Origin of the sequence: Litorilinea aerophila (genome assembly GCF_006569185.2) — a bacterium.
GTDB lineage: Bacteria > Chloroflexota > Anaerolineae > Caldilineales > Caldilineaceae > Litorilinea > Litorilinea aerophila.
In genome coordinates this window covers 121,278-134,833 of sequence record NZ_VIGC02000009.1, presented here as the reverse complement: position 1 = coordinate 134,833, position 13,556 = coordinate 121,278, and the positions used below count along the sequence as shown (strand labels likewise).

The 13,556-nt window shown below is 63.3% G+C and carries 10 protein-coding genes; 3 read left to right on the top strand and 7 right to left on the bottom strand.

From position 1 onward, the window contains the following. Positions 1 to 166: 166 nt before the first annotated feature. Complete coding sequence (locus FKZ61_RS08935) at positions 167 to 1,465, bottom strand: BMP family ABC transporter substrate-binding protein (protein ID WP_141609737.1); 1,299 nt, start codon at positions 1,463 to 1,465, stop codon at positions 167 to 169. A 224-nt stretch (positions 1,466 to 1,689) separates the two neighbouring features. Next, on the bottom strand, positions 1,690 to 3,666 hold the full coding sequence (locus FKZ61_RS08930) for a glycosyltransferase family 117 protein (protein WP_141609736.1): 1,977 nt from the start codon (positions 3,664 to 3,666) through the stop codon (positions 1,690 to 1,692). 351 nt (positions 3,667 to 4,017) lie between these two features. Between FKZ61_RS08930 and FKZ61_RS08925 the strand changes: the two genes are divergently transcribed. Further along, positions 4,018 to 4,806, top strand: coding sequence for a polyprenol monophosphomannose synthase (locus FKZ61_RS08925; protein ID WP_141609735.1), 789 nt, complete (start codon positions 4,018 to 4,020; stop codon positions 4,804 to 4,806). A 143-nt stretch (positions 4,807 to 4,949) separates the two neighbouring features. Here the strand turns inward: FKZ61_RS08925 and FKZ61_RS08920 are convergent, their stop codons facing one another. After that, complete coding sequence (locus FKZ61_RS08920) at positions 4,950 to 7,766, bottom strand: interleukin-like EMT inducer domain-containing protein (protein ID WP_141609734.1); 2,817 nt, start codon at positions 7,764 to 7,766, stop codon at positions 4,950 to 4,952. A gap of 297 nt (positions 7,767 to 8,063) precedes the next feature. Here FKZ61_RS08920 and mtaB point away from each other — a divergent pair, with 297 nt between their 5' ends. Together mtaB and pheS are read left to right on the top strand one after the other, a co-directional pair. Next, positions 8,064 to 9,488, top strand: a complete 1,425-nt coding sequence (gene mtaB / locus FKZ61_RS08915) for a tRNA (N(6)-L-threonylcarbamoyladenosine(37)-C(2))-methylthiotransferase MtaB (RefSeq protein ID WP_141609733.1) — start codon at positions 8,064 to 8,066, stop codon at positions 9,486 to 9,488. Then, positions 9,481 to 10,518 (top strand): phenylalanine--tRNA ligase subunit alpha, encoded by a 1,038-nt coding sequence (gene pheS, locus FKZ61_RS08910; RefSeq protein ID WP_141609732.1) that lies wholly within the window; start codon positions 9,481 to 9,483, stop codon positions 10,516 to 10,518. Before mtaB ends, pheS begins: the two co-directional genes overlap by 8 nt. On the opposite strand, the gene FKZ61_RS24450 is transcribed toward pheS, so the two are convergent. From FKZ61_RS24450 to FKZ61_RS24255, 4 genes are all read right to left on the bottom strand, one after another. Then, on the bottom strand, positions 10,479 to 10,763 hold the full coding sequence (locus tag FKZ61_RS24450; protein WP_141609731.1) for an ATP-binding protein: 285 nt from the start codon (positions 10,761 to 10,763) through the stop codon (positions 10,479 to 10,481). The genes pheS and FKZ61_RS24450 overlap by 40 nt on opposite strands. Then, positions 10,760 to 11,458 (bottom strand): hypothetical protein, encoded by a 699-nt coding sequence (locus FKZ61_RS08905; RefSeq protein WP_211358484.1) that lies wholly within the window; start codon positions 11,456 to 11,458, stop codon positions 10,760 to 10,762. Before FKZ61_RS08905 ends, FKZ61_RS24450 begins: the two co-directional genes overlap by 4 nt. Next, entirely contained in the window at positions 11,452 to 11,868 is a 417-nt protein-coding gene (locus FKZ61_RS08900; RefSeq protein WP_211358483.1) for a DUF6884 domain-containing protein, read from the bottom strand. The genes FKZ61_RS08905 and FKZ61_RS08900 overlap by 7 nt, the downstream gene beginning before the upstream one ends. A gap of 96 nt (positions 11,869 to 11,964) precedes the next feature. After that, the gene (locus FKZ61_RS24255; RefSeq protein WP_141609730.1) at positions 11,965 to 13,542 is read right to left on the bottom strand and encodes a DEAD/DEAH box helicase; all 1,578 of its coding nucleotides are present in this window, start codon (positions 13,540 to 13,542) and stop codon (positions 11,965 to 11,967) included. Positions 13,543 to 13,556: the final 14 nt, after the last annotated feature.

Here is a 13,556-nt window from a genome sequence, read left to right as displayed (position 1 = left end):
GTGGTGCGTCAGGCAACGTGCCGGCCATGGAGGGTGGTGTCCATGGATGCACGCACCACGCACCATAAACTAATACCGTCTGGCGTAAATACCACGGCAGAAATTCGGCGGCACGACCTCTGGTGGAAACCGTCGGCGAATTTCTGCCGGGATTTACTAAACTACGTCAGTTCTGGGGAATCTCCGCGTCCGGCACGAAGCCCTCGGCCAGCCAGTTCATGCAGATGGTGCAGCCTTCCCGGCCCAGCATGGCGCCCAGCTCGGCGTCGATGCCTTCCAGGTCCGACTGGGTGAGCTGTTGACCTTCGGGCACCACCAGGTTCCCCTTGTTGTCGTAAATCGGGCCGGTGAAGATGTCAAAGCGGTCAAATTCGCCGGCCAACATCTGGGCCAGAAGCTCCCGCACCTCGGGGATGACTTCCTCGGGCACGGCGGGCATGGGCTCCTGTCCCTCCATGAAGCCCAGCAGACCCACGATGCCCGTGTCCGCGTCAAAGTAGTAGTCGTCCGGCACAAAGGTGCCGTCCATCATCTGCTGGACCAGCTGCGCATAGGCCGGGCCCCAGTGCCAGTACGGCACGGTGAGGCAGTGTTCGGGGTCCACCTCGCAGGCGTTGTCGCTGTCATAGCCGATGCCGTAGAGGCCCCGCTCGCCGGCTGCCTGCACCGGCCCAGGCGTATCGGCCCCGGTCACCACCACGGTGGCGCCGGCGTCCAGCAGGGAGATGGCCGCCTCCCGTTCCTTGTCCGGGTCGAACCAGGTGAAGATCCAGCGGATGTCCATCTCACACTCGGGGCAGGTTCGGCGCATGCCCAGGGCCAGGGCGTTGCCCAGGCGGATCACCTCGGCGATGGGGAAGGGGGCGATGTAGCCCACCCGATTGGAGCCATCGGCCTTGGCCCGGGCGCCTGCAATCATCCCAGCCAGGTACTTCATGTCCTCCATGGCGCCGAAGAGGTTGGCGAAGTTGGTGTCGTTCTTCTTGAAGCCGGAGATGTGGACGAAGTAGATGTCCGGGAATTCGGCCGCCACTTCTTCGGTGGGATCCATGTAGCCGAAGGAGGTGGTGAAGATGGCGTTGAAGCCCTTGCGGGCCAGGCTGCGGATCACCCGTACCGCGTCCGCTCCCTCGGGCACGCTCTCCAGGTAGGCCGTGTGGACCTGGTCACCCAGTTGTTCCTCCAGGTAGAGGCGTCCCTGGTTGTGGGCGTAGGTCCAGCCGCCGTCGCCGATGGGGCCTACGTAGACGAAGGCGACGTTAAACTTGCCCTCCTCGATGTCCGGGATCTGGACGCCGCCTGCGTCAGCCGCCGGGGCTTCGGGGGCGGCCTCCGTCGCAGCCGATGTCTCTTCGCCGGCAGCGGGTGCGCCACCGGGGGCCGGGGTGGCAGCCGGGCAGGCGCTCAGCAGCAGGGCCGCCACCATCATTACTGTGAGTAGGAACCAGGCTCGTTTGTTTCGCATAGGTACGGCTCTCCTCTGCATTCATCAGGTCGGGACGAACAGGTGGTCAAGGTCGAACGAAGGTCGAATGAAGAACAGTAATCCGGAGCCAGTTGTGTCGGTGAATGGCCAGGGTGCCGCCGGATTGTGACGTTTATCCCAAGCCGGCGTCTGGGAATATACAACAGGACGCATCCCCTGTCAACGCCGTTGGAAGACAGGAAGACAGGGGGGCAAGGCCGCGGTTACGGGGCCAACGGCAGCTCCAGGGGCGGGGCCAGTTGGGCCAGGTCCGGCTGGCGGTAAAGGCCCACCAGCAGGGAGCGGGCCTGCCGCGCCGCGTCCAGGGGTAGGGCGTGGGCCTCTGTCAGCACTTCCCCTGGCTTCCACAGGGACGTGGGATAGTAGACGTCTCCCGGCGGTGCGTCGTGCTGCGCCAGTTTGTCCCCCCGGTCATCCAGCAGCTGGACCGTGGTGGTGAAGTCGCCGGGAAGCCGCTGGTCCACCCGCCAGAAGAGCCGGATGGTCACCTGGTCACCCTGCTCCGTCCACGTGTAGCCCAACAAGGTCAGCGGCCCCAGCTCCCGCATCACCGGCCGGGCCGGCTCAGCCGTCACCGGCCCGATCACCTGCACCAGGGGACCCGGGCCCGGCATCAGTTCATACTTCACGGCCAGGCCGGGCATGGCTTTGATCAGGTAGACCGGGCGCTCCCCGCCTTCAGCCAGGGCGGTGTCCAGGGTGGCCCCAATGTCGGCAAAGCGGGGGTCAGGCATGATCAGGGGGAAGAGGCCGGTCATCCCCTGGGCACGCCCCTCCACCGCCTGCAGGTAGAAGAGGGGGACGATCTCGTTGCGGTCGTTGCTGACCAGGATGGCGTTCGCCGGTGGCTGAGCCGCCAGGATCTGCTCCCACTGCTGGCGGGTACTCCGCATCTGGGACTGATCCAGAATGCCGGCGTAGGCACGCCACTGTTGCAGGGGCAACAGACAGGCCAGGCCGATGGCCAGCAGACCGAACAGGAACCCGGGCGAGGGGCGGCCGCCCGCCCCGGCGCTGTCTTGAGCCTGGGGAGGATCCTGGGGCTCAGATGGCCGCGCGCCAGGCAGCCAGTGGCCGGCCGCGAGGCTGTGGACGCCGAAGCCAATCCAGAGGGTAGCCACCAGGTAGAGGGGGATGTAGTAAACCAGGATATCGCCGATGTTGTAGAACAGGTTGAAGAGCTGCTGGAGCAGCGCGTAAGTGACGGTCAGGGCCAGGAGCGGGCGACGTCCAGACCGGGCCAGGGCAAGCAGGCCCAGGGCCATCAGCACCAGGCCGGGCCAGCCGAAGTGGAGCCGCCAGAGGAACGCCGCGTCCCCCAGGCCGGCCAGGGCCTCCGCCGCTCCCTTGAACCCCACCGAGATGGAGCGGCCGGTGACGAAATCCAGAAACGAGGCCCAGTCGCCCCGGTACAGGCTCAGGACGGATCCATCCAGCCGCTGGTGATACCAGGGGGAGGCTGTTGGCCCGCTGCGCAGCGGGATGTACAGGTAGAGGACCAGGGGCGCCAGGCCGGCCCCGACCGCCGCCAACAGCCCCCACGAGCGCCACCAGCGCCCATCCAGCAGCCAGAGGGCCAGCAGCAGGGGAGGGATCCAGAGGAGGGTCATGGCGTGGTGGGTGAGGGAAAGCCCGACCAGCCCCGCCAGCCCCACCAGCCGCGGGGTGGTGATGATTGGCCGTTTCCGCTTCCTGGCCGGGGGGATGGCCTCCAGCCCAGGCACGGCCAGGAGGATGAGCAGCACGAAGAGGGCGTGCAGGGTGTAGACCTCGGCGATCAGGTTCTGGCTCCAGAAGGTGGGGTTGACGGCAAAGTAGGCCGCGACGAAGAGCGCCGTCGCCCGCCGGAGGGCCGCCGGCCCGTCCAGCCAATAGTACATGAGCCGGTAGAGCTGGCCCACCGCCAGCGCACCCACCACGCCGCTGAAGAGGTTCAGGGCCGCGGCCGGGTTCAGGCCCAGGACGGCCAGGAGATGCTGCCAGGCACTGCCCAGCAACAGGTAGAGGGGATAGCCCGTGGGGTGGGCCAGGCCCAGCCGCCAGGCCGCGAACTGGAACTCGCCCGAATCGCCGGGCAGCATGTCGGGCGCGGCCATCCGCACGTAGAGGGCCAGGGTGGCCGCCATCAGCAGCAGGACGATCTGTCGGTCGGTGCGGGCAGTGGGTAGTAATTTGACCATTGGCACTATTTATTCAATAATCTTTTGACTCGCCTGGAAAAAGGGTATTTTGGAACGCAAAGGCGCAAAGGTGCAAAGGCGCAAAGAAACGCAGGAGAGAGTAAACCGAATCTGCGTTCATCTGCGTGGGTCGGCGTCCTCATTTGACCTGTGTGCAGTAGAGTGATTGTACAGTAGCGTGGTGCGCTTGATTTCAAAATGCACCCACTTGGGCGAGTGAAAGGGACAGCGACGAAGCACAGCGACGAGCTGCACCTATGAGAAGGGGTGCCGGTCTGCCCAGGGACGGCTCCCAGCCGCCCGATGTCGCTGGATGGTACTGTAGTCCTGGATGGCAGAGGTAGCGCAGGCATGGCAGTCAGCTGGTCCGGTCAGGCATTGATGATCGTGCCAACCTACAACGAACGGGAAAACCTGGCCCGCCTGGTGGCGGCGCTGCGGGGCCTCCCCGGTGACGTCCACGTCCTGGTGGTGGACGACAACTCTCCCGACGGTACAGGGCAGATCGCCCTGGAGCTGGCCGCCCGGGATCCGGGCGTGTTCGTGCTGCAGCGGGAGGGCAAGCTGGGCCTGGGCACCGCCTACAAGGCCGGCTTCGCCTTTGGCCTGGCCCGGGGCTACCAGTACCTCTGCACCATGGACGCCGACTTCAGTCACCATCCCGCCAGTGTCCCCGCACTGCTGGAAAAGGCTGCCTCCGGCTATGACCTGGTGGTGGGCAGCCGTTACGTGCCCGGCGGCCGCATCGTGGGCACCACCCCCTGGCGCCAGTTTGTCAGCTACAGCGCCAACTGGCTGGCCCACGTGCTGCTGGGGGTGACCGTCCGGGACTGCACGGCCGGTTTTCGCTGTTACCGCCGGCGGGTGCTGGAGACCATCGACCTGGACGCCATCTTCAGCAGCGGTTACAGCTTTCTCATCGAAATGGCTTTCCACTGCCAGCAGGCCGGCTTTCGCATTGGCGAGGTGCCCATCACCTTTGTCAACCGCACCGAAGGCGCCAGCAAGATCAGCAAGCGGGAAATCTACAAAGCCTTCTACACCCTCCTGCGTCTGCGCACCAGCATGCTCCCCTGGGAACGGATGGTCGCCCTCTACCAGCGCCACCGGGCGCGCCGCCTGCCCATGGAGGACCGCTGACGCTCCCCCCGCCTCAAGGCCCTAGTAAATCCCGGCAGAAATTCGCCGATAGGTTCCACCAGCGGTAGCGCACCCAGAGGGCAGCCGGAATTTCTGTCGTGGTATTTACGCCAGGCTGTACTAGAGACACCGCCGGGCGTGCCTCAAGGCGAGCGGATCTCCACCCAGTCTACCGCCGCGGCCAGGGGGCGCCGATCCGGGTTCAGGCTGAGACGCAGGAACGCCTCCTGGGGATCCAGCACGGCCAGGGCGGTGCCGGGCGCGGCACCCTGCACGCCAATGATGGCGAAGTGCTGGCCCTGCAACGCCGCCAGCGTCACATCCACGCCGAGCCCCCGCAGCCCCGCCACTGCCTCTTCCGTGAGGTGCGCCGTGGCGTCGCCGTGGCTCACCACCAACACCGGGTGCCCAGGCTGGATCCGGGCCAGGTAGTCGGCCAGGGCCTGGCTCTCGTAAACGTTGGCCGCCGTGTCGAACCCCACCTTGTCCAGCACCGCCCCGCTCTCCGGATCCAGCACCGTCACGTTGACTCCCCGCCGTCCTGCCGCGGCGTCCACCTGATTGCCCACCTCGTCGAAGAGGGCGATGTAGCCGCCGTCGGCAAAGCCCTTCAGATCCGCATCCACGGGCAGGGAAACGCCCGTGCTGCCGATCTGGCGACTGCCCCCCAGCACAGTCCGGGGCACGGCCGTGGCCCCCCAACGCAGCTCCAGCCGGTTGAGCCCATCCACCAGGGCCGAGCCCGGCACGGTCCACGTCACCTCCTGCCAGCCATCGGCCAGGGTCTGGGTCTCCAGGAGCCGGCCGTTGACGGCCAGGGCCAGGGTCTGGGGTTCGCTGCCCGGGTAGGCGAAGGGGTGGGCCCGCACGGCCACCGTGTAGCCAGCGGCTGGATCCACCTGGCGCAGGGGCACAAAGAGCCGGCTGGTCCGGGCCGTGGCCCAGATGGCGTCCACCTCGTAGGGCGCGTCGATCTCTGCGTTGTCCCAGCCCTCTCCCCGGTAGGGATAGGTGCCCGGCTGGCCCAGGTCCAGGCGGAAGTGGTCGGCGCCCTCGGGCTGGCGCACCCGGTACGCTTCGATGCCCTCCCCGCGCCAGAAGGGCTCTTCCTCCAGGGGCAACACCTCCCGGGCAAAGTCCCAGGCCGTCTGCCAGTGGTCCACGTAGGGAAAGCGCTGGGGGATGGGCGGGAAGAGGAGGACGTAGCCCACGTTGTAGAGGTACATGAGCTCGTCGGCCTGGGCGCGGGCCGCCTCTGCCAGCTCCGGCGTCACCTTGCCGTCCACCTGGGCGTCCACCAGGGCCTGGAAGAGGGGGATGCGCTGGAAGTAGGCCATCTTGAAGTCCGGCGCCCGGCTGATGTTCCCGCCCAACATGGGTTTGCCGTGGGCCGTTTGGAAGTACTGAAGCTGGGTGCGTTCGGGGCCCCAGGTGCCAAAGCTGTTGCGCCAGCCCAGGGGCAATTGCAGGACGCTCACCGGCCGGGGGTCCGCCGCGATCTGGGCGTAGACCTGGGGGATGCGTGCGTCGGAGAGGGGCGCAGGTACGGCCAGGTGCTCGAACAGGATGAGCCCGGCCAGCAGGGCCGGCAGCAGGCCGCTGTAAAAACGGCCGCCTCGCCCGGTGGGCAGCCGTTGCAGCAGCCAGTGGAGGCCGTAGCCGGCCAGCACCGCCAGGGCCAGCATCAAGATGACGCTGTTGCGGTTGGGCGCCCGGTTGGCCTTGACGATGGGGATGTAGTGGAGCAGTGCGTAGGGCAGGGGGAAGGTGGCCTCCACGCCGTCCAGGTCGAAGCGGTAGCGGCCGTTGATCTGCAGGAAGGGCCCCAGGGCGAAGAGCCCAAAGAGCACGGCCGTCCAGATCCAGAGGCGCACCCGGCGTCCCAGGGCTAGCGCGCCCACCAGGGCCAGGGCCAGGCTCGTCCAGCCCAGGAAGACGGTGTTTACATCCCGAAAGCCGGTGACGCCCATCTCCAGCGCGCGCAGCTGTACCCGCCGCAGCTCCGCCACCAGGTCGCCGCCGAAGACCGGATGCAGCACCGTGGGGGTGAAGAGACCCAGCAGGTCCACGCTGAGGGGGATGGCTTCGCCCCAGCCCTTGAGCGCGAAGTCGGCGGTGAGGAACTGAACCAGGATGGGCACCAGGGCCGGTCCCCACACCAGGGCCGTGACGCCGCCGGTCAGGGCCAGGGCGGCGAGGGCGCCCGCCGGCGACACCGGGGGCGCGGGCCAGGTCGCCTGACCGCGCCGGTCCTTCAGCCAGTTCACCGCCCACCAGAGCAACACCAGCCCGGTGAAGAGGCCCAGGAACATGGCCGTGATCATCTCGGCCAGGCCGTTGAGCGCCAGGAAGAAACCGGCCAGGGCCGCGGCCTGGTAGCGGCGGCGGGCCGGTAGGGTGCCGTCCAGGCTGCGCAGGAGCATGAGCCCGTAGAAGGGGATCCACTGGGTGGTGACCATGTCGTAGTGGCCCAGGGCGGCGTAGACGGCCCGGTTGCTGGCAAAGGCGTAGAGCAGCCCGGCCACCACCGCCGCGGCCCGGATGCCCCGCTGCCGGCCCGTCTTGCGCAGCAGCCAGAGGACCAGGAGAAAGGTGCCATAGGCGCTAAGCACGGTGCTCAAGAGGAGCGCCACGTTGCTGGCAAAGGGCAGGTTCACGGCCAGCATCATGGGCTGGGCCAGCAGGGCGTGGAAAAAGTTGTAGGTGTGGAGGATCAGGTCGATGCCCAGGGGATAGTAGATCAGCTCCGTGTGGAGGGGATTGCTCAGCCGGTCCACCAGGGCATGTTTCAGGTACCAGGCGTTCCAGAGAAAGGTGGATTCATCGAAGGCCCACTGGGCAACGCCGGGCACCCGGCTGGTGAGGTAGCGGGGCAGGGGCCAGCTCAGGGCCAGGGCCAGGGCGGCGTAGAGGCCAAGCACCATTCCATGGCAGCGGGCCGGGCAATGCTTTTTCCACATCGGCAACAGCTCTTCTCCATCCACGAAAATGGGCGATGACGGGCATCCCTGGTGCGCCAGTGTACCATAGGCCTCCACAAAGGCCGGAATCTGCCCGGGAAATATTCCTGCCATCTCCTGGGCCTGTGCTATACTTTTGCTGCGGCGAGCCGCAGGTCCCGTTTCCTACGGGATGGCATCCTTGCGGTATAAAAACCGCACCTACGTGCGCCTTTCTCGTCCCCTGGCGGCCGGTTCCCGCCGGGGCGAGCTGTAGGTCCCGTTTCCATCCGGGAATCGCAGGATATCGGATCTGTTATGCGGGTATATCTGGATCAAATCGGCTGTCGGCTCAACTTCAGCGAAATGGAGACCCTGGCCCAGCGGCTGCGCAACGCCGGCCACCAGACGGTGACCTCCCCTGAGGAGGCCCAAGTGGTCGTCTTCAACACCTGCGCGGTCACGGCCGCCGCGGCCAGCAAGAGCCGCCAGCGCATCCGCCAGCTCCACAAGCTCAACCCGTCGGCCCGCATCGCGGTCACCGGCTGTTGGAGTTCCCTGGAGCCCCAGGCCGCTGCCCGCCTGCCCGGCGTGGCCCTGGTAGCCGACAACAGCCGCAAGGACCTGCTCCACACCCTGTTGGAGCCCTGGAGCGCGGAGCTGGATGATCCCGCCGACCTGGCCCGCATGCAGCCAGACGGCACGCCCTTCGAGGAGCCCCTCGGCGGGGTGGCGCCGGAGCAGCTACGCCGCACCCGGGCCTTCATCAAGGTCCAGGACGGCTGCAACAACCGCTGCACCTTCTGCGTGGTCACCATCGCCCGGGGCGCCAGCCGCAGTCGACCTGTGGCCGACATCGTGCGGGAGATCCAGGAGCTGTGCGCCGCCGGCGTCCAGGAGGCGGTGCTCACCGGGGTGCACCTGGGCAGCTACGGCCGGGATCTTGCCGGAAAGGCCCGGACGGATCTCAAGGAGCTGACCGCGGCCATCCTGACCGATACGGACATCCCCCGCCTGCGCCTCAGCAGCCTGGAGCCCTGGGAGCTGGCCGAGGGCTTCTTCGAACTCTGGGCGCGCTGGCCGGGCCGCCTCTGCCCCCACCTGCACCTGCCCCTCCAGGCGGGCACCGACAAGCTGCTGCGGCGCATGGCCCGCCGCTGTACCACCGCCAGTTTCCGACAGCTGGTGGCCGAAGCCCGGGCCGCCATCCCGGACCTGATCCTCACCACCGACCTGATCGTGGGCTTCCCCGGCGAGACCGAAGCGGATTTCGTCCAGGGGATGGCCTTTGTGGAGGAGATGCGTTTCGCCCACGCGCACATCTTCCCCTTCAGCCCCCGGGCCGGCACCGCAGCCGCCCGCTTCGACGGCCAGGTGGACGGTCGGGTCAAGAAGGAGCGCTCCCGGCGGCTGCACGAAGTGGTGGAGCGCACCGGCCGGGCAGAGCGCCTGCGCTTCGTGGGCACGGTGCGGCCTGTCCTCTGGGAAGGAGAGCGCCAGAGCGTGACCGATACCAATGCGGTTCTCTGGGCCGGATACACAGACAACTACCTGCGGGTCATGGCCCTGGCCCCGGCCGACCTGGACCTGCACAACACCATTACGCCGGTGCGGCTGGATGAACTCCACGGCGATATTTTGCTGGGGACCATCGACGGGCTTGCCCCCGCCACCCTGGAGGGGGCGGGGCTCCGTGGAGGCCGGCTGGACCAAATTCTTGGGGATGAGCGTCGCCATGAGTGATCTGTTGCAACAACTGGAGGCACTACAGGAGAAGGCGCTGGCCGAACTGGCCCAGGCCAGCACCACCGAGGAGACCCGGGCCTGGTACGGGGAATACCTGGGGCGGAAGGGTCAGGTGACGGCCCTGCTCAGCGGGCTGGGGCAACTCCCCCGGGAGGAGCGCCCGGTGGTGGGCAAGGCGGCCAACCAGGTGAAGATGGCCCTGGAGGCGGCGCTCCAGCAGCGCCAGGAGGCCATTGCCCTGGCCGAGATGGAGCGGGCCCTGGAGCACGAACACGTGGACGTGACCGTGCCCGGCCGCCGGCCGGTGGTGGGTAAATATCACCCCACCACTGCCGCCCTGCGGGAGATCGTGGACATCTTCGTGCAGATGGGTTTCCAGGTCTACGACGCCCGGGAGGTGGAGACCGACGCCTACAACTTCGAGCTGCTCAACTTCCCCCCTGGCCACCCGGCCCGGGAGATGCAGGACACTTTCTTCACCACCAACCCGGACGTGATCTTGCGTACCCACACCAGCCCGGGCCAGATCCATGCCATGCGGGAATACGCGCCCGAACCCATCCGGGTGATCCTGCCGGGCAAGTGCTACCGCAACGAGGACGTGACGGCCCGTTCTGAGATGATGTTCTACCAGGTGGAGGGCCTGGCCATCGGCAAAAACATCACCTTCAGCGACCTCAAGGGGGTGCTGCTGAACTTCGCCAATCAGATGTACGGTGAAGGGCGGCGCATTCGCTTCCGCAAGTCCTACTTCCCCTTCACCGAGCCCAGCGTGGAAGTGGACGTGGACTGCATCCTCTGCGGCGCCCAGGGCTGTCGGATGTGCAAATACACCGGCTGGCTGGAAATTCTGGGCGCGGGGATGGTGCACCCGGTGGTCCTGCGCAACGGCGGCTACGACCCGGCCGTCTTCAGCGGTTTCGCCTTCGGCATGGGCATCGAGCGGCAGGCCATCCTCAAGCGGGGCATCGACGACATCCGTTACTTCTACGAAAACGACGTGCGCTTTTTGGAGCGGGTGGCGTAGGCGACAGGTGACGGAGGCGGAAAAGGGGACCGCCGCCGATATCGGCGGCGGTCCCCTAGGTCTTCCTTCGCAATTTCCGGCCCGCTGTTGGCGACGGTGAATGCGATGCGCCGGCCCGCCCGGGTGAGTGACAGGGTGACCCAACCGCCCGGATTGGCATATTTGATGGCGTTGTCGAGCAGGATCTCCACCACCTGCCGTATGCCGTCTGGGTCACCGTTTGCACTCAGCCCCGGCTCGATCAAATGGGTGACGTGTGGCTCAGCGGCAGCGAGCGAGCGGAGCGTCCGCTGAAGCCGGTGTTAGCCTGCACAATAGCCCTCAATTTTTCTAACTCTGACCAGGATAAGCCATCTTTGTACAACTCGTTGACAAGCCACAATCCACTCTCTCGTATCTTCTTCTTTGGAGAGTGCAACCCCAGCCAGGTTGAAGATGGCCTACACTCTTGACACCACGATACTGTCGAAATTATTTTACGCTCCCACTCCAATCGTTCTTCCTTCTCATCCACTCTACACACCACAAACGAGAAATTTGCCTGAATGTATGCTGTTACAGCTCTCTCTACCTGATGCTGTTTTCTTTCGTCAAGCAAAGGGCCATACTTCTCTCTTGCTCTCCTTGTTGTCAAATCCCAGTTCCACTGCTCAAGAAACGGGTCGTTTTCGCGCCGAAGCATTGCACGTCCAATATTTTTCCGAAAGATGCTCCGGTCTTTGTTCTCATTCACAAAGTGCTGTTTCAGCCGGGAAAGCAATTGATTGTCTCCCCTGTGCGTTCCTACCCTGACAATGCGGTCCAAACCGTGTGCATATTCCCCTTTCTCGAAAAGAACATAGACACCATTGCGGGGGATTGCCAATTCAGCGAAAGGAAACCGACAGCGCGGAAGCCCATTGAAGAGTTCGTGCAATTGCTGACAAATCTCTCTTACCATGACGTTTCCCGCTTCAAAAACTGCAACTGCTTTCCTATAGGCAAACCCGCCAATGGCACTTCGTAGGATTTTAGATGCGACAACAGATACTGCCGATACTTCTGCCCGGCTAGTATCACAAAATGGTCTTTCTCCAAATCGCAGTACTCTTGAAGTTGCGCCACGACTTTCCTAGCCCAGTTTCTTCGTCCACGGGCAGACATACTATTGAGTGTAACATCGTATGGCTCTATTTCTTCATCCAATTCCACCAAACCGTATTTCGCAGACAAAATAAACACCTGTTTGGGCGAAAATCGTTGGGCGTACTTCAGGTTCATTCGGAATAGTGGGCTGACGTACAAATCCCTGGCTTTTGCCCTGTGCGGCAATTTTTTACTCACACATGAAATCAGAACAACTGTACTCACCGTCTCGTCCTAATCGCCCAGCGCCGTCCAGCCGAGCGCGAAGCGCAGCGGAGCGGCGTCAGGTGGAAGCGCGTGTTAGCCTGTTTAGCATTTTCACTAAGCAAGTTTGTTCCTTAGCTCTGGAGGGAGCAAGTAATAGAAAGCTCCCACTCGACCACGCCTTAGAAAAAAGGCTGCTTGGGCTCGTCCCATGAAACGACGGACTTTGATCATGTTTCGTTCTATTGAAACAATTTGCCATACTCTTCCTCCAAGTACGAATACTTCATCGACAACGCCCATAATCAAACCGATCTCTCTCCCCGATGCCACATCTATCACCCTATGCGATTGTGACTCTGGAATGTTTGAGTGGATTCGTCCCTTCGCGCCGAGATCCATCAACTTCGTTGAAGCAAACCATCGGCTTGTAGCACGTTCAACCCATTCTTTGCTTCGTAAGTGCCTCAAGATCAGTGTTGCTTCTTTTTCATTGCAAATGGGTGACAGGAGACTCACGATCTCCGTTTCCAGTACGCCCCCTCTGTTTTGATACAGGCACGAGAATATCTGCTGTACCGCGACAGATAAGTCAGGGTTATAGGGCTCCTCAGGCAACTCACCAGACGCTGCAACTTCGAACATGCTCTCAAGCAGTTGACGTTCCTCCGAAGAGGTCACGAGTGCTGCAACACGCACAATTCCCTCTCTTCGGTTGCCGCGTCCGATGCGTTGGAGCAAAGATGAAACGCTCCACGGAGGCTCTACAAGCACAATCAGGTCGAGGTCACCGATGTCTATACCAACTTCCAGGGTAGAGGTTGATACGCATATCGCAACATCCGCTTCCTTCATCACCCTCTCCGCCTCTTCTCTGAGTTGGCGATTAAGACTACCGTGGTGAGCCACAACCGGATACGGATGCCATAGTCTGCTAATCTCCGATACCGTCTCTTCAACTGTCTCGCGAAGGTTGCAAAAATAGAGTATCTTCCGCCATTTTCGTTGCCTAGCAATCTCGTAAATTTCCTTGTGAGACTCGACAAACTGGTATTCAATTTCCCTACGCCCAGGCACTTCCACAGTCTCATAGAGCTGCACATACCTCCCAGCCGTTTCGCGAGGGGATGCCAGCGTCGCCGATAGAAGATGTACTGAGAATTCAGCAACCTTAGCAATTTTCCTTAAGCGACTTATTAGAATTCGTAACTGATCTCCACGGTATGTATTATCAAGCAGGTGGATTTCATCAATAATCACCGTTTGCAGGTTGGAAAACAATTCGGTATTGCGGCAAATTAGTGAATCGAGAGATTCAGGGGTTATGACCAGAAAATTGGGCGGATTCGACGTTGAGAGATAAGGCTTATCCCCATGTTTGATATCCGCCCTGATGCCCATATCTTGTAGAGGCCCTGCAACGCGAGCTATCGTATCGTTAGTCAGGGCCCGCGTCGGTACGACATATACTACAGCAAGTTCGTACCACCTTTCTTCGATGAACTTCTGTGCAACCGGCGCAACAACGGCCTCGGTTTTCCCAGACGCAGTAGGGGAGGCGATGATGACATTGCTTCCGTCCAGTATTCTGGGAATTGCTTCGAGTTGAATAGGCGTTAGCCTACCGAACCTAGTGAAAAACGGTGTCCAGGCATATTTTAGTCGGGCACGTATATCCCTAGTTCTCTCAATCACCGCAACATGACCTC

Bases quoted from the DNA above. Each gene is read 5' to 3' on its own strand.
- FKZ61_RS08930 (WP_141609736.1), bottom strand. From the start codon at position 3,666: ATGGTCAAATTACTACCCACTGCCCGCACCGACCGACAGATCGTCCTG.
- FKZ61_RS08920 (WP_141609734.1), bottom strand. From the start codon at position 7,766: ATGTGGAAAAAGCATTGCCCGGCCCGCTGCCATGGAATGGTGCTTGGC.
- FKZ61_RS08905 (WP_211358484.1), bottom strand. From the start codon at position 11,458: ATGGTAAGAGAGATTTGTCAGCAATTGCACGAACTCTTCAATGGGCTT.
- FKZ61_RS08935 (WP_141609737.1), bottom strand. From the start codon at position 1,465: ATGCGAAACAAACGAGCCTGGTTCCTACTCACAGTAATGATGGTGGCG.
- pheS (WP_141609732.1), top strand. From the start codon at position 9,481: ATGAGTGATCTGTTGCAACAACTGGAGGCACTACAGGAGAAGGCGCTG.
- mtaB (WP_141609733.1), top strand. From the start codon at position 8,064: ATGCGGGTATATCTGGATCAAATCGGCTGTCGGCTCAACTTCAGCGAA.
- FKZ61_RS08925 (WP_141609735.1), top strand. From the start codon at position 4,018: ATGGCAGTCAGCTGGTCCGGTCAGGCATTGATGATCGTGCCAACCTAC.